This is a genomic window from Pleurocapsa sp. PCC 7319 (assembly GCF_000332195.1).
Classification (GTDB): Bacteria; Cyanobacteriota; Cyanobacteriia; order Cyanobacteriales; family Xenococcaceae; genus Waterburya.
Map to the genome: position 1 here is coordinate 2,297,730 of NZ_KB235922.1, position 18,061 is coordinate 2,315,790.

The window sequence follows — 18,061 nt, forward strand, 5'->3', positions numbered from 1 at the left end:
GTAAATAAACTTGAAAATTCAAATGTCAAAAATAAAAAAAGTTTCCTTATTAGGTCTTGCATATGAGTTAGGCGAACTTCGTGATATTCGATCTTTAAATGAGTTGAGTAATAACAATACAGTTTTAGAAGCTTTGTTAAAACTCGATCTAAAAACGTATAGCAAAAGCATGTTCTCAGCATCTGAAATGGCATACAATAGTATACAGAGTACCATAGAAAAGTCATCTTTGCCGAAAAGCGAAATTGATGCATTGCTCTATGTTAGTGACCAGAGTTTAGGGTTAGATAGTCGGCAAGAAGTAAGTCGTGTTATGGATAAGCTAGAGTTAACAAATGCTTACCCAATAGGTATTTCGCTTTCTGCTTCTGGTAATCTGCATACTGCAATTCGTATAGCGACAAGTCTTTTAAGAACGGATGAATATAGAAATATTCTGATTGCTACTGTTAGTAAATTAGAAGACTACAGTTCAAGAATTGTTCCTCCAAATGTATCAGTTCAAAGTGATGCAGCTGCAAGCTGTATTGTTAGCTCAACTGTTGAAGGAACATTCGATATTATTAAAACTGTTCAACATGCAAATGCCAGTATAAACAACATTGATCCCCTTATCCAATCTACCGAATATTTTGATTCTATTGCTGAAGGAATTCAATTAACAGTGGAAAAACTAATGGGGAATATCGGAAAAGTTTCTAAAGATTTTTCCAAATTTATCATGAACAATTACAATTCTTCAGTAGCTCAGACTATTTGTGCTATTTCTGGTTTTTCACAAGAGCAAACTTTTACAGAAAATATACATAGGTTTGCCCATGCAGTTGCATCAGACAACATAATAAACTTGTGTGATATGCTAGATAAAGACTATATTCAAAAATGTGATTTAATTTTATTACTAGGAACTGGTCCTAGCACATGGGGAGCAACAGCATTACTCAAAGTATAAAAAAAGCTTTAATTTGGCTGAAAATCATTTGTAATTTAAAAGCCAGATGTATTATATTACATCCAATTTTTTAAATTGGCGTTAGTGAATAAAGGTATGATTTTGAAAAATGCGATTGCCACTCGAACAAATAACGAAAGTTAAATTTTCATGCAATGTCCTGGATATAAATCTACTCACATCAATAAAAATGGAAAGAAAAGAGGTAAACAGAACTATATCTGTGTTGATTGCCAAAGACAATGTATCGACAGTTATCAAACCCGAAAAGGTTATTCGGACGAATTAAAACGAGAATGCTTAACAATGCTTTAATGGTATGGGTTTAAAAGCAATAGGGAGAGTAAAAGGAATACATCATGTCATAATTATGAACTGGGTTCGCTCTGTAGGAGAACTTTTGCCCAGTGCCTATAATCCAGAAACAATTCCGCAAGTGGGAGAATTAGATGAATTAGAAACCTTTGTGGGTTGTAAAAAAACAAAATTTGGCTTTCGACAGCAGTAGATCACTTTCAGCCAGGAATTTTGGGCTGGGTTCTTGGAGATCATAGTGCAGAAACTTTTGAACCACTATGGGAGGCAGTCAAAAAAAAGTATTAAGAAGTTAATCAACGGTTTTTACTGCTAAGAGTTGTAATCCTTACTTTTTTTTGCAAAGTGAAATCCGCTATCTAGTTAATACATGAAACCTCATTATTAGTAACAACAGAATGATAGTAAAATTTCAGTGTAGAGGGAAAATAGATGTCTCGTGACTATTTAGCTCCCAAAAACGATTCTGACTTTGTAAGTTCAAAAAGATGGCTAGCTTTAGGCATCTTGATGATTGCCCAGTTTATGTATATTGCTGACCTTACTATTGTTCTTATCGCTGTTCCTGCTATACAAAAAGAGTTGAAAGCAGACTTTGCTGCAGTTCAATGGATTACTGCTGGTTACGCTTTATCATATGCTGTTGCTCTAATTACTGGTGGACGCTTAGGCGACATCTTTGGACGCAAACGAATTTTCATATACGGATTGGGAGGTTTTAGTATAGCTTCCACCATGTGTGGTTTGGCTTTGACTTCTAATTTCTTAATTGCTTCTAGAATTTTTCAAGGATTGACGGTAGCCTTAATGATGCCTCAAGTTTTATCTATTATTCAATTAAGTTTTCCTTCATCAGATGAGCGTTCTACGGCATTCGGAATATTTAGCGCAGTCTCTGGTGTTAGCGGGACAGCTAGTATACCGTTATGTAGTCTCCTCATTCAAACGGATTTACTTAATTTGGGATGGCGCTCTCTCTTTTTAATTAATCTTCCACTAGGTCTTTTAGCATTACTTGCTTCTCCTCTTATTCGCGAGTCGCGTTCTCCAGTACCACTTAAAGTGGATTGGATAGGAGTAACAATGGTTTCAGTTGGACTTTTTACATTTATTTATCCATTAGTGGGTGGGCGAAAATCAGGATGGTCATTATGGATATTTCTTTGTTTAGTCTTCGCAGTGCTCATTTTAATTTTCTTTGTTTATTATCAACTGTATCTTTCAAAGCAAAAAAAATCCCCTCTTATTGAGCTTTCATTATTTAAAAATTATAGTTTTGTAGTTGGGATATTGATTACACTTGTTATGTATTTAGGAATGTTTTCATTCTATCTGATAATGACAGTTTACTTGCAATCTGGATTGCAATTAACTGTTATGCAAGCTGGTCTGGTCTTTACACCTTTGGCAATCACTATTTTTATTGCAGCAGTCGCTTCTATGAAATTAGAGCGTTATCTTGGTAGTCGACTTGTCATTGTTGGAACCGCAATTATGGCAGTGAGCATGCTGTTATTTAATGCTATCGTTCATCAACTTGCTGTATCTCCACCAATTGCTGAACTGATGATTGCAATGTCGGTATTCGGCATTGGTCAAGGACTGGCAGTTCCTACCTTACTGAACTCTACATTAGCAAAAGTAAGAGAAACAGAAGCCGGTTCAGCTTCTGGAATACTAACTACTGTGCAGCAAATCTCTAATGCTTTTGGTGTAGCAGTAGTTGGTATTGTTTTCTTTGGAATTCTTGATTCTACTTCCTCCGAACTTAATCTTCAACAATACAACAGAGCGCTTTTTGCTTCGCTACTATGCAATTTTAGCCTTTTAACATTGGCATTTTTACTTTCTTTTTTTCTACAACGTTATTTATCTACAAAAAGAACAATTTGATAAAAGTGAATACGTAATATATGCTAACTATTCAAGACATTTTATTAGTCTAGTTTATAGCAATTTAGATAGACTTTAAAAAGTTGTTTTTTCATTATTATCGATTGCAAATTCTTTTCAAAGTAAAACTCATACTTATGCTATACATGGCTACAAGCTCTATATCGCACTATTTTGCTTGTATCCCAAATTTATGAATATTATGTATAAAAGCTCCATTGAACAAAACAAAGTTTCCCCATATACTACAAGTTTCTTATCCAAAAACAAAAATTATCTAGATCTTCAACGTAAGATTTGTGCAAATCCTGAGCAGACTTTCTTTAATACGTTTGTTGACATACTTGCTCAATCCAGATCCACTTTATTTGGTAAAGATCATAAGCTATCTAGCTGTAGAAATATAAATGACTTCAGAAGAGCTGTTCCAATTAGACAGTATACAGATTTTGAACACTATATCAATCAAATCATTGATGGTTACAATGGGGTGTTAACTGAAAGTGCCCCACTAGCTTTTTATCAAACTTCTGGAACTTCTGGAAAAGCCAAGTATATTCCTGTGACTAGACATTGGCGTGAAAAATACAGAGGTCCTGCTTTATATGCTCAATGGGGATTGTACTTCGAGGGATTAAAAAATGTAACGATTTCTAGAAACTCGGTTTTAGATTTATCGTGGAAACGTTGCCAAGCAAGATTGTATGCTGGAGCTATACCAAGGTATAGTATTACTCAAAGACCAGCGAGCCTCGGAAATAGCGATTGGATGCCTCCTTGGTATGATGAAGAGTGGTTTGTCAGCGATAACGATGAAAAATTTAAAGAAGTTGCCAAGCAAAAGTATTTGCTCAACCTATCGGACTCAGATGTTAAAATTATTGTTTCTGTTAATCCAAGCCGCTTGACTGCTTTAGCAGAGGTTCTTGCTGATAATACTGAATGGATTATTTCTAAGCTATACGAACGGCCTAGCACTAGAAGCAAAGCCAAACTTTTAAACAATATTGTACAATCTACTCAGCATCCTTTGCGACCAAATAATCTCTGGCCTAATCTATCACTTATTTCTTGTTGGAATTCTGCTTCAGCAAGATTTTATCAGCCATGGCTACAGGAGCTTTATCCAGAAGTTAACCTTATTCCTTTTTCTACAACCTCTACAGAAGGTATTGTTACCATTCCAGTAGATTATCACTCTAGCGCAGGTCCTCTGGCTGTAAATCAAGGTATTCACGAATTTATAGAGGTGAAGGATATGTCTGATTCTTCAGCGGTTTGTCCCTCTTCAGAAACTTTATTGTACAAAGAGCTTGAAATGGGAAAAACTTATCGTTTGGTAATGTCTCAAGCAAATGGACTTTGTCGGCTAGATATGGCTGATGCTTATAAGGTAATTGGCTGGGTAGGTAAATCTCCCCGTTTAGAATTTGTAGGCAGAGTCGGTTTTCATAGCTCATTTACAGGTGAAAAATTATCAGAGGATAATATTTACTCAGCAGTAACTACTGCGTTTCAGAGAACTCTAAACACAGAGACTATTATATTGCCTATGTTTACGTGTGTTCCTGTATGGGATAGACCTCCAGGTTATACACTCGCAGTTGAGTGGAGTGACTCTTACAAAGATTATTCAATAGAGAAATTCAGCTTTTTAGTGGAGAAAGCTATGCAAGAAATAAACTGCGAATATGCTCATAAAAGGCATACTTGTCGTTTGCGAAAAATAAAAGTACTTCCCATTAAAGAAAAATCATTTAATAAAATTGCAGATGAACTTAGTAGGCAGGGAACTTCAATATCACAAGTAAAACATCATTGGTTGCAAAAAGATGGCAATATACTTAGTTTGGTTCAACAACTTGATCTTGGTTTAGGGTGGTAAACATTTTTGAATTTTATTTTGCAACTAAATTTTCTATAAGAACACGGTATACTGCGCTTTTCACATGAGTAGACCACAATAATTAAATTCTAAAAAAGCTAAGAGTTAATAGCTACGAACCAATTAATGAGTGAATATAGTCTATTCAATTGAAAACGGCTGTAAGTTATTTAGAATGAGAATACTTAAAGTTTAAAATCATTGATACCCCATAGGAAAATAGAAAAAACATAATTTTCTACTGTTTAGATTAAGCCATGTCGAGCCATAAATCTTTGTCTAGATACTCCATTACAAATGTTCCTTTAGTTTTGAGTGAAAATACAGCAATTCTCAATTTTAAAATATGTCTATAAATTATAAAAGTGATATCAAATCTAATTCTAAAACTTGCTGTTCGATTTTACATGAGCCTTTCGAACAGCAAGTTTTAAAATCACCGAATGCAGTTGCCATAATCTTTGAAAAAGAGAGACTCACATATAAAGAGTTGGATGTCAAAGCAAATCAACTGGCACATTATCTACAAGCTTTAGGGGTAAAACCAGGAATGTTTGTTGGAATATTTCTGGATCGCTCTTTTGATTTAGCAATCAGCATTTTAGGAATATTAAAAGCTGGTGGAGTTTGTGTACCAATGGACATCAAAGATCCTGAAGAACGATTGCGTTCTATATTAGCTGATTGTAAAGCTTATGTAGTATTAACAAATTATCGCTATCTCGAAATGTTACCTAATAGCATTACAAATGTAGTGTCTGTGGATGAAATTCGGGAAACCGTGGCAAAAGAAAAAAAGAGCTTATTAATCAGAAAAGTAACCTCAGAGGATCTGGCTTTTGTTTTTTATACTTCAGGTTCAACGGGAATTCCTAAAGGTGCAATGCTTTCTCACCAAGCTTGCAGCAATGGGCATGCTTGGGCACAGACAACTCTCAACTTGACTATGGAAGATAGGATACTGTTTAAAGCATCTGTTTTTGCAGGTCTGGTAAAAGAATTTTTCCTTTTGTTGGGAATTGGAGGAGCAGTAGTTATAGTTCCATCCGCACATCAAAAAGATAGCTCTCGCCTAGTTAAACTAATTGCTACACAAAATGTTACAGTCATTTCAATTACTCCTTCTCAATTGCAAACACTTATTGAAGAAGATTTACTTCAAAACTGTAGTAAATTAAAGCATGTAATGTGCAGTGCAGAACCTCTGAATCCTAAACTTCAAAGGTTCTTTTTAAAATCTCAAAATCCAAAACTACACAACACATATGGAGTAACTGAAACTGGACCATATGCAGCTTTTATGTCATGTGAACGAGAGCAGGATCCTGTGCCTATTGGAAAAGCAATAAGTGATGTACAAATTTATATTCTCGATTCCAACCTTCAACATTCACCCGTTGAAGTCCCTGGTGAAATATATATTGGCGGCAAAGGATTATCTAAAGGCTATCTTAACAAACCAAAACTAACAAATGAAAAATTTGTTTTTAACCCATTTAGCAACAAATCCAGAGATCGTCTATACAAAACTGGAGATATAGGTCGTTATTTGGGTGACGGCAATATTGAGTTAATGGGGCGAGTAGATCGCCAGGTTAAAATTCGTGGTTTTCGTATAGAATTAGGAGAAATTGAATCTGTAATTACTAAACACCATGCTATTAAACAGGTTGCAGTAGTAATGAGAAAAGATGCTTCGATCAAAAATTATCTAGTCGCTTATGCTGTTCTGCACAAGGAGCAAAGCTGCGAATTTTCTGAATTACGTCGCTATCTCAATCACAAACTACCCGCTTATATGATTCCCACTACATTTACCATACTAGATTTTATACCTTTAACTTCAAGCGGTAAAGTAGATATAGATGCTTTACCTGTTCCAGACAGAACTGACAATAATATAAACAATTTTTTTATGGCTCCTCGTGATTCTATTGAAATAGAATTGGTAAAGCTTTGGAAAGAGCTGTTAAATGTTAAGCGGGTAAGTACTAAAGATGACTTTTTTGATTTAGGAGGACATTCTTTGCTTGCAATGAGATTATTTACTCAAATCAAGAAAAAATTTGGAAAAAATATACCTTTAATTGCAATTTACCAGGCATCTACTATAGAAGAAATAGCTAAACTTATTCGTTAGGAATGAAATATTCAACATACTTCATAAAGCGTTTGATGTAATATAAAGCTTTTTCATCTTGATAGATTTAATTTAAATCACAAGTATATTATTTTGTAAAACTGATAAGTAATCAAACTTTATGTTTTGCATCTGTTTAGTTTCTGTATATTTTACAAGGAAGAATTATTTATGAATGTGTATGAAGAGAATAAAATCATAGAGAAGGCTGTGGACGTTATCAAAAATAGAGGTGTAGTAATTTTGCCTGCTGATACAGTATATGGAATATTTGGAGGTTTGTTTTTTCCAAATGCTGTTGAGAGAGTTTACAAAATCAAGGGCAGAGAAAGGCACAAGCCTTTTGGCATATGCTGCACTAATACAAATGTTCAAGATTTATCTAATCTAAATCCGACTGCAAGAATATTAATGGATCATTTTTGGCCAGGTCCTCTTTCTATTATTCTAAACAAAAAAAAGGTTATTCCAAAATTATTTACAGATAATCCAACAGTTTTGCTGCTTTCACCTAAAAATAGAATATTATCTGAAGTCGTAAAACGTTCTTCAATTCCAATATTTTCTACTACTTGTAATTTTTCTGGAGATGAAGAAATAACAGAATCTAGATTGCTTCATCCTTTTAAAAATTTAGTTGATTTTATTGGCACAGTTGATAACTTTCCTTTCCATTTGAAAGTATCTACTATTGTGAATTGCGTTCAACAACCACCAAAAGTAGTTCGCTGTGGAGCAATCGAAATTCAGCAAATTAGAAATATTATTCCTACAGTAGAGAAAGATTTAGATCTATTAATTAGATGATTTTTAAAATAATGAATAGCCTTTTTCTACGTGACTATTTTTCTATAAAAATGCCGAAATATGCATTAGACTTGTCCGAAAAATAAATTTGTGAGAAAAAGACGGTAGAAAAAGTTATTGAAAGTTACCGTCTTGATAAATCCAATATATTATATCGAACAATATCCAGAGAGAACAACTATAATTTTCGGAATCGATTATCAAAAATGGAAGCAACTACTAAAAAAAGCGATCACTTGCTATAAGCAGCAACAAAAAAAACTTGAATTAAAGAAAGTGAGAATTAGTACTCCAGAAGGAGGAAGAAAACCAATTCTCAGTTAAGAAGAAGAGAAATTTATTGTCTTAACAACTAGCAAAGTTTTCGACCTCTCAAGGATTTATTGGAGACAAAACTTATCTCGGCGCATCTAATACTATGACTCCTACTAAAAAGCCCCCTAAAAGAGAATTAACCCCAGAACAAAAGTCAGAAAACAAACAAATATCAAAGCAACGAATTTTTATTGAACACTTGATTCGTCGGTTAAAAATTTTTCGGCTTGCAGTGGATAAATACCGTGAATTCTAATTATATACGTGCGCTCTTACTTTGAAGAACAATAATGGTTGAGGTAAAGAGGTAGTACAAATTTTAAATCTATACTTTTGTAATAAAGCAACACTATGGTTGAGTACCTACTAGATATCCTCGGAAACAGAGCACAACATCAGTCCGAGCAACAAGCATATATTTTTCTTCAAGATGGAGAAACGGAGAAACAAAGTATTACCTATCAAGAATTAGATCGACAAGCAAAGGCAGTCGCCTCTATTCTGCAATCCTGGAAAGGAGAGCGTGCTTTGTTAATGTATCCCTCAGGGTTAGAATTTATTACAGCATTCTTCGGCTGTTTGTATGCTGGAGTAATAGCAGTTCCAGTTTATCCACCTCGGCGTAATAGAAATTTGTCTCGATTGCTATCGATTGTTAACGATGCTCAAGCTGGGATAGTGCTGACAACTACGTCGATCTTAAAAAATATCGATCAAAGATGGGAAAAGCAGCCCGAATTAGCTCAATTAAAGCTAATAGCTACAGATACGTTAACGTCTGATTCACAAGCAAAGTTTACAGTCCAATCAGTAAATTCAAAAGCTTTAGCATTCTTGCAATATACCTCTGGTTCTACTGGGACACCAAAAGGAGTAATGGTAAGCCATGAAAATATCATTCATAACCAGCAGTTAATCCAGCAAGCTTTTGGTCACAATAAGAAAACAATTTTTGTAGGTTGGTTGCCTTTATTTCACGATATGGGATTAATCGGTAATGTGATTCAGCCAATGTACTTGGGAATTCCATGTATTCTGATGCCTCCAGCGGCATTCCTTCAGAAGCCGATTCGTTGGTTACAAGCTATTTCTAAGTATCGAGCAACTACTAGTGGTGGTCCTAATTTTGCTTATGATTTATGTGTGAACAAAATTCGACCAGAGGAATTAGTTCATCTTGACTTAAGGAGTTGGGATTTAGCCTTTAATGGCGCAGAACCAGTACGAGCAGAAACTCTGAAAAACTTTGCTCATAAATTTGCTGCCTGTGGCTTCAGAGCTAGTGCTTTTTATCCTTGCTATGGAATGGCAGAAAGTACGTTATTAGCTACAGGTGGAAACAAGCATCAAAAAGCAGTAATTCGTGAAGTTAAAGCTGAGGATATTAAAAAAAATTTGGTGGTGAATAGTGAGAGTTTATCACCAGGAAGCCGAGAGTTTGTAGGATGTGGCTATTCTCGCTTGGGCACAAAAGTTGTTATTGTTAATCAAGATTCGCTAACCTCTTGTGAAATGGGGAAAATAGGGGAAATCTGGCTGTCTGGTGATAGCATTGCTGCTGGGTATTGGAATCTTTTAGAAGCAACTCAAGAAACTTTTCAAGCTTATCTCCAGGATACGGGAGAAGGACCTTTTTTACGGACGGGCGACCTAGGATTTTTAGATAATAAGGAGTTGTTTGTTACAGGAAGACTAAAAGATTTAATTATTATTAGAGGTCAAAATCATTACCCTCAAGATATTGAAATAACTGTAGAAAAAAGTCATCCAGCTCTTCGCAAAAATAGTAGCGCGGCGTTTACTATAAATGTCGCAGATGGCGAAGGTTTAGTTGTTGTTTGTGAAATAGAACGAACTTACCTCCGCAAGCTCAATCCAGATGATATTGTGAGAGAACTCAAAATTGCTATCTCAATAGAACACGAGTTGGATCTACATGGTGTTATGTTATTGAAACCAGGCAGCATTCCTAAAACTTCTAGTGGGAAAATTCAAAGGCGTGTTTGTAAAACAAGATTTTTAGAAAGCAAATTGAATAATGTGATCTGGAAATGGCTAGATAATAACCAGCAGCTTTCCATTGAACCTTCGTCGAATAGTTCAGCTAAATTCGCTCCAGAACACTCCCAAACTACTGCAGAAATAGAAATTTGGTTGTTAAGTAAAATTGCTAAAATGCAGCAAATACCAATAGAAAGTGTTGATTTGCAACAACCGTTAGCTGTCTATGGTTTAAATTCAGTTAAGGCAGTCACTATTGCAGCTGAATTAGGCGAGTGGTTAAGCATAGAAGTTGAGCCTACTATTGCTTATGACTATCCTAGTATTCGGGCATTAGCTAAGCATCTAGGGAAACAAAATTATCCCGATCATGCTTTACCTGCAACAACAAATTTTCAACCGAAGCATGAAACAATTGCGATTATTGGTAAGGGTTGTCGTCTTCCAAAAGCTGAGAACCCTGAAGCTTTTTGGTCTTTATTGCGAACAGGTCGAGATGCTATCTCGCGAGTTCCAGTTTCGCGATGGGATTCTGATAATGAGTGGGGAGGGTTTTTAGATCGAGTTAACCAGTTTGATCCTCAATTTTTTAATATTTCTCCACGCGAAGCTAACAATATAGATCCGCAACAGAGATTATTGTTAGAAGTTGGTTGGGAAGCATTAGAAAACGCTGGATTAGTAGCAGAAAAACTCGCTGGAAGTCGGAGCGGTATCTTTATTGGTATTAGTAGTGGAGACTATGCTAAATTAGCTGAAAATCTTCATACTACAGAGGCTTACTATGGCACTGGTAACGCACTAAGTGTCGCAGCTAATCGATTATCTTATTTCTTAGATTGGCATGGTCCAAGCTGGGCGGTAGATACAGCCTGTTCGTCGTCATTAGTAGCAGTTCACCAAGCTTGTCAAAGTTTGTTGCTAGGGGAATGCAATTTGGCTTTAGCTGGCGGCGTAAATTTGATATTAAGCCCTCAATTGACTATGACTTTTTCTGATGCGAAAATGATGGCAGCAGATGGTCGTTGTAAGACTTTTGATGCTGAAGCAGATGGTTATGTGAGATCGGAAGGATGTGGAGTGGTCGTCCTCAAGAGGCTATCTGATGCAATAGCTGACGGAGACAATATTCAGGCGGTCATTCGCGGTTCTGCCGTCAATCATGATGGTCTAACCAATGGACTGACTGCGCCAAATGGCAATTATCAGCAAGAGGTAATTCGCCTAGCATTAGCTCAAGCGGGAGTACGACCAAATCAAATTAGTTATGTGGAGACGCACGGAACTGGAACTTCTTTGGGAGATCCTATTGAAGTCAGTTCACTAAAAGCAGTGCTAATGGAAGGGAGAGAAGCAGATCAACTTTGCTGGATAGGTTCAGTAAAAACCAATATTGGTCATCTGGAAGCGGCTGCAGGAATTGCTGGCTTGATTAAGGTAGTATTGTCATTAGAACACGATGAAATTCCACCTCATCTTCACTTAAATAAACTAAATCCCTATATTAAACTTGACAAAACTGCTATTCAGATCCCGACGCAACTTCAACAGTGGTCTACGATTGAACAATCTAAATTAGCAGGGGTTAGTGCTTTTGGCTTCGGAGGTACAAATGCCCATGTAATATTAGAATCAGCACCAATTCAATTCAAAATGTCCTACGGGGAAGGCAAAATTTTACAGAATAATTTGCCAGAAGACCGAAACTCTACAAAGTTGGTAGGTGAAAATTTACTTGAGCGTTCTGTTCATTTACTAACTCTCTCAGCTAAAACAGAAACAGGTCTGAAAGATATAGTCAGTAATTATCAAAACCATTTGGAAAACCATCACTCATTAGAAATCGCAGATGTTTGTTTTACTGCTAATACAAAGCGATCTCATTTCAACCATCGCCTGGCTATTATTGCTTCTAACCGACAAGAATTAGTCGCTAAATTAGCAAAGATTAACTCGGGAGAAAACATCGCAGATGTATTTTCCAAAGAGCTATTTAGTAATCACAAAACGCCCAAAATTGCCTTTCTGTTTACAGGGCAAGGCTCTCAATACACAAATATGGGATATCAACTCTATAAAACTCAACCAATATTTAAGCAAGCAATAAATAAATGTGCGGAGTTAATGAAACCGTATTTAGAGCAATCCTTATTATCTATCCTGTATCCAGAAAAGTGTGATAATAATCTTATTAATCAAACCAATTATGCCCAACCAAGTCTATTTGCGTTGGAGTATGCTTTGTTCCAACTATGGCAATCTTGGGGGGTAGTACCTGATGCGGTATTGGGTCATAGTGTTGGTGAATATGTTGCTGCAGTAGTTGCTGGCGTAGTTAGTTTAGCAGATGGGGTTAAATTGGTAACTGCTAGAGCTAAACTCATGCAAAGCTTGCCAGCTACTGGGGAGATGGTAACAGTATTTGCTACTCCTGATGAAGTTCAAAAGGTCGTGACAGTCGATGGTCGACGTTTGAGCTTTGCAGTTTACAACAATCCTCAAAACACCACAATCTCTGGTGAGATTTCTGCCATCACGTTAGCTTGTAACACTTTCGCCAATGCTGGAATTGGATTTAAAAAGTTGCGAACTTCTCATGCTTTTCACTCTGTACTAATGAAGCCTATTATAGCTGAATTTAGACAGATAATTGAGTCAATTTCCTACCATTCTGCGCAGATTCCCATAATTTCTAATCTCAATGGTCGACAGATAAACACAAATGAAATCAACGCCGAATATTGGTGTCAGCATATGTGGCAAACGGTAAGGTTTTCTGATGGCTTGCAAACCTTGGACCGATTAGGAGTAGACATATTTCTAGAGGTTGGTCCTAAACGAACTTTGAGGAGCATCGGTCAGCGACATCCATGTACTGATGATCGAGTCTGGTTGAATAGTCTGCGTTTTAACCAAGAAGATTGGATGGAGATGCTTAATAGCCTTGCTCAATTGTATGTCAGCGGAGTAAAAATTGATTGGGTAGAATTTGACCGTGATTATGCTCGTCAAAGTATTTCGTTACCTACATATCCTTTTCAGCGCAAGAGCTACTGGATTGATGCAGTAGTAGAGATGAATCCTTCAACTTTTCAGAGCAGTTGTGAAAACTCAATATTAACCTCATCAAATTTATCTCCTACAAGTGTAGATATGACTAATAAGCAGCACCAACAGAATATTTTAGAACAGCTACATATTAATATTGCTAAACTCCTTAGAGCAGAATTATCAGAAGTCGATGTAAATGCTCCTTTCCTAGAAATGGGTGCTGATTCGCTAGTGCTGGTGGAAGCGATTGGTCATGTCGAACGCGATTATGGCCTCAAAATTAGTATTCGACAAATATTTGAAGAGCTCACAACGATTTCCTTATTGGCTGAGTATATTCACAAGCAAATTCCGTCAGAAATTACATTACCAGAGATAGAGTCAGAGCCAGTAATGTCTGCAAATAGACAGTCAGCTAATAATAATTCCTTAAAGAATCTTAAATTAAACAAATTTCCTTCTAAATCAGAAACCATTGTCGAAGTATCATCTAGAACAATAGTCTCTGCTGGTGGATTAGAAAGAATTATGCAGCAACAACTACAAGTAGTATCCGATACCATGTCCGATATTGTTGCTCAACAGCTGACAGTCTTGCAAAATCAGGTAGAAAATTTTAAATCAGATCCTAATGATGCCGATGCAAAAAGGATAGATGCAGGAAAAAATCAGCCAGTTAAAACTGATGAATATTCGCAGTCTCGTTCATCAGCACTTAAAATTTCAGAAAAATCTCAATCAGAATTGGTAGGGCAATTTATACACTCTTCCGAATTAAACCAATTTATCAACTTTTATACCCAACGAACATCCAGCTCCAAAAATGTGACACAAGATAGCCGTATTGTTCTAGCTGATAGCCGAGCCAGTGCAGGTTTTCGACCTTCTCTGAAAGAGTTGGTTTATCCGATTATTGGTGAGCGCGCTGAAGGTGCATACTTTTGGGATATTGATGGCAACAAATATATTGATCTCACCATGGGTTTTGGAGTGTTATTATTTGGACATAATCCTCAATTTGTGAAAAATGCAATTGGCGTTCAGATGGAACGCGGATTACAAATCGGTCCACAGGCTCAATTAGCTGGAGAGGCAGCTCGCTTACTCGCTGAACTTACTAATACAGAAAGAGTAGTTTTTTGTAACTCTGGTACTGAAGCCGTTATGACCGCAATTCGACTGGCACGGCATAAAACTAGCCGTAATAAGATAGTTATATTTACTAATTCCTATCATGGTCACCTTGATGGAATTTTGGCCAAAGCTATGGACAATAAGGGACAGTCCATTCCTAGCACTACTGGCATAGCACCCATGACTGTGTCAGATGTATTAGTTCTGGAATATGGTAAAAATTCTGCTTTGAAAATTTTACAAGCTCATGTCTCCGAAATTGCAGCAGTGATTGTGGAACCAGTGCAATCGCGTAATCTCGATTTGCAACCACGCGAGTTTTTGCACCAACTGCGTCATTTGACGAAAGTTAATGGCATTGCCTTAATCTTTGATGAAGTGTTATTGGGTTTTCGCATTCATCAAGGTGGTGCTCAGGCTTGGTTTGAGATAAATGCAGATATAGTCACCTATGGCAAAATTGTCGGTGGTGGTTTACCAATTGGGGTAGTAGCTGGCAGCAAAGAATATCTCAATGGTATTGATGGTGGTAGTTGGTCTTATGGGAATTCATCTTACCCATCAAGTGAGAAAACCTTCTTTGCTGGAACATTCAACAAAAATCATCTGGGCATGGCTGTTTCTTGCGCGGTACTTCAATATTTAAAAGCAGCAGGTCCATCTCTACAAATAGAACTGAATCAACGCACTCGGCAATTAGTGTCTACCCTTAACGATTTCTTTACAGCCGAAGATGTGCCGATTAAGGTGGTTAACTTCGGCTCAGTGTTTCGTTTTGACTTTAAAGGCAACTTCGACCTATTTTTCTATTATTTAATTTCCAAGGGGATATACATTTGGGAAGGGAGAGCCTGTTTTTTATCAACTGCCCATACTGATGATGATATCAACCAGATTGTGAAAGCTGTTCAAGCTACTGTCCAGGAAATGCGAGCTAACGGATTTTTGACTCAGTCATCCTCTAATAATAGAGCTTCATCTTTTATACAGGAACAGGCTACAAAAGTTTCATCAACGACAACTACACAAGTTGAGAAATATGCTTTACCTTCATCAAGCAGGATTTGGAATCGACAGAAATCTATAAGCAGTCGAGCCAATAGAAAATCGGCTAATTTGAACAAAAAAATCAACTCTAACTCAGCCAGCAGTCAGAAAAAATTAGATTTTAGCTTGTATTACTTTGGTGAATATAAAGCGCAATTTAATAAAAATAAATATGATCTACTGTTTGCTGGAGCTAAATTTGCCGATCAGCATGATTTCACAGCGGTTTGGATTCCCGAACGGCACTTTCATTCATTCGGAGGCTTTTCCCCCAATCCCTCTGTACTCGGAGCTGCTTTAGCTAGAGAAACAAACAAGATTCAACTTCGTGCAGGCAGTGTAGTCTTACCCTTGCATAATCCAATTCGAGTTGCGGAAGAATGGTCTGTTGTCGATAATTTATCTAAAGGACGAGTTGGAATTGCTTTTGCCTCTGGTTGGCACCCCAACGACTTTGTATTCGCGCCAGAGTCTTATGGCAACCATCGTGAATTAATGTTTCAAGGAATTGAAACTGTTGAGAAACTTTGGAGAGGAGAGTCTATTCCAATGCGCGGCGGGGCAGGTAACAAGATCAACGTGCAAAGTTTTCCTCTACCAATGCAGCCACAATTACCTACTTGGATTACTGTTGTTAATAATCCAGAAACTTATATTAAAGCAGGTGAGATTGGAGCTGGTGTTCTGACTAATTTGATGAACCAAAATATAGAAGATTTGGCGGAAAAAATTGCTCTCTACCGTGAATCACTATCTAAAAACGGTTATGATTCGGCATCTGGCAAGGTCACAGTTTTACTTCACACTTTCATAGGTAAAGATCTAGTTTTTGTTCGGCAGCAAGCACGTCAGCCCTTTTGTAATTATTTAAAATCTTCCTTAGGACTATTTCAAAATTTAGTCAAAAGTCATGGACTGCAAGTTGATATTGACAGTCTTTCTGCGGATGATGAAAATTTCATTTTGTCGGCTGCTTATGAACGCTATGTGCAAAACAGTGCCTTGATCGGTACTCCCGATTCCTGCGCTTCCATCGTTGATAATTTACTGGCTATCGGCGTTGATGAAATAGCCTGTTTTATTGATTTTGGTGTTAATTCAGATGTCGTGTTAACAAGCTTACCTTACATCGATCAACTCAGAGAACGTTATCAGAACTCTACAGCGCACCCTGTTGAAAAAAATTTTTATATTAATAATGGAGATTCTTCTAACGCTTCAAAATCAAGCGATTGGTACCCCTTGAGTATTTCACAAAAACGATTTAGTCGCTTATCCCAATTAGGTGAAGCTGGTAAAAAAGCAGGCAACAATGGTTTTACTATCAAGTTTAGCAGAGCAGTCAATAGCACCATTTTAAGGAATGCTTGGCAAGAATTAGTAGCTCGACATGACTGTTTAAAAACTGTTATTAATGTCTCTCAAGAAATACAGAAATTGAGTGATAGTGTTCTTGCTTCTTTTGTTGAAGTCGAAGAAGACAATTTAGACATTTTGAAAATACAGGCGAATCAATCATTTGATTTAGTGAATGGTCCACTAATTAAAGCTACTTTAGTTAAAACTGACAATTCGGAATATTACTTTTGCTTAGTAGGTCACCATACAGCTATTGGTGGCTATTCTTTTGCTATTCTTCTCCAGGAATTATTCACCATATATCAAGCTTATAGAAATAAAACAATACCAAAATTAAATTCACCTTTTAATTATCGAGGCTATGTCAATGAAGAATCTCAGCTATTTTCCAAAGAAGCATTGTCTTATTGGCTCGAACAATATAAGCAATATAATCCTCGATCTTTATTTAAATCTATTAACTTTAATGAGAAACCTTTTGTAAGCAGACGATTACACTGTTTGGTTAAAATTAAATCTCTTAAAGATAGCTTTAAGAGATTTAGTAGGCTAATGAACTGTTCCCCTTTCATTATGTTATTCTCTCTTTTTCAAAATTATTTGCATCAAGAATTTAAACAAGATGTATTCATTATTAACGTTCCAAATGCCACTGGAAATGCTAATTTAGCTGGTTGTTGTGTTAATATATTACCAATCATTTGTGGCAAAAAAGGTTGGAAAGAAAACCCAGAACATTTTCTTAAAGAAGTCAAACAGGACTTCTTTGAAGCATTTGAACAGCGAAACTTTAATTATCAACATTGGTTAGAGGTAATTAAGCTACCATCAAAAATTAGTCAGGTTAGTTTCAACTTGGATCGCAAAATAAATTTGTCGCTCTTGGATAATAATACTCTTGAACTAATAACCTTGCCTGTTAATCACGCTGAATTTCCTCTAATGGTCAATGTTTTAGAATTAGAAAATGCTTTAAAAATTGAAATTGATTATCAAAAGCAATATTTTACGCAGGTAAAAGCAAAAAGAATATTGTCAGATTTTAGTCTAATAATAAAGCAATATTTTTCTTAGTTAATTTACATAAAGTATTAGCTTTAGTTTTCTTTTTTCAAGTAACATGAGTATTATCAAATATGCCAGCCTAAAATTAAGATTAGCA

6 protein-coding genes and 2 pseudogenes are annotated in these 18,061 nt (G+C 36.3%); all 8 read left to right on the forward strand.

The annotated features are described in order from the left end of the window. The first annotated feature begins 10 nt into the window (after positions 1-10). Entirely contained in the window at positions 11-952 is a 942-nt protein-coding gene (locus PLEUR7319_RS0114260) for a 3-oxoacyl-[acyl-carrier-protein] synthase III C-terminal domain-containing protein (RefSeq protein WP_144054305.1), read from the forward strand. Between the two features lie 150 nt (positions 953-1,102). Further along, positions 1,103-1,540: pseudogene (locus tag PLEUR7319_RS42695) on the forward strand (IS1 family transposase); the annotation flags it as partial. Positions 1,541-1,699: 159 nt separating this feature from the next. Then, complete coding sequence (locus PLEUR7319_RS35345) at positions 1,700-3,160, forward strand: MFS transporter (RefSeq protein WP_019505913.1); 1,461 nt, start codon at positions 1,700-1,702, stop codon at positions 3,158-3,160. Positions 3,161-3,362: 202 nt separating this feature from the next. After that, the gene (locus PLEUR7319_RS0114275; RefSeq protein ID WP_019505914.1) at positions 3,363-5,045 is read left to right on the forward strand and encodes a GH3 auxin-responsive promoter family protein; all 1,683 of its coding nucleotides are present in this window, start codon (positions 3,363-3,365) and stop codon (positions 5,043-5,045) included. Between the two features lie 346 nt (positions 5,046-5,391). Then, entirely contained in the window at positions 5,392-7,185 is a 1,794-nt protein-coding gene (locus tag PLEUR7319_RS35350) for an amino acid adenylation domain-containing protein (protein WP_019505915.1), read from the forward strand. A gap of 171 nt (positions 7,186-7,356) precedes the next feature. Further along, on the forward strand, positions 7,357-7,992 hold the full coding sequence (locus PLEUR7319_RS0114285) for an L-threonylcarbamoyladenylate synthase (RefSeq protein ID WP_019505916.1): 636 nt from the start codon (positions 7,357-7,359) through the stop codon (positions 7,990-7,992). A gap of 379 nt (positions 7,993-8,371) precedes the next feature. Next, a pseudogene (locus PLEUR7319_RS39395) lies at positions 8,372-8,563 on the forward strand (transposase family protein); the annotation flags it as partial. A gap of 95 nt (positions 8,564-8,658) precedes the next feature. After that, positions 8,659-17,973 carry a type I polyketide synthase gene (locus PLEUR7319_RS38880; protein WP_019505919.1) on the forward strand — a complete coding sequence of 3,105 codons (9,315 nt, stop codon included), beginning with the start codon at positions 8,659-8,661 and terminating at the stop codon, positions 17,971-17,973. The last annotated feature ends 88 nt before the right edge of the window (positions 17,974-18,061 follow it).

Bases quoted from the DNA above. Each gene is read 5' to 3' on its own strand.
- PLEUR7319_RS35345 (WP_019505913.1), top strand. From the start codon at position 1,700: ATGTCTCGTGACTATTTAGCTCCCAAAAACGATTCTGACTTTGTAAGT.
- PLEUR7319_RS0114275 (WP_019505914.1), top strand. From the start codon at position 3,363: ATGTATAAAAGCTCCATTGAACAAAACAAAGTTTCCCCATATACTACA.
- PLEUR7319_RS35350 (WP_019505915.1), top strand. From the start codon at position 5,392: ATGTCTATAAATTATAAAAGTGATATCAAATCTAATTCTAAAACTTGC.
- PLEUR7319_RS0114285 (WP_019505916.1), top strand. From the start codon at position 7,357: ATGAATGTGTATGAAGAGAATAAAATCATAGAGAAGGCTGTGGACGTT.
- PLEUR7319_RS38880 (WP_019505919.1), top strand. From the start codon at position 8,659: ATGGTTGAGTACCTACTAGATATCCTCGGAAACAGAGCACAACATCAG.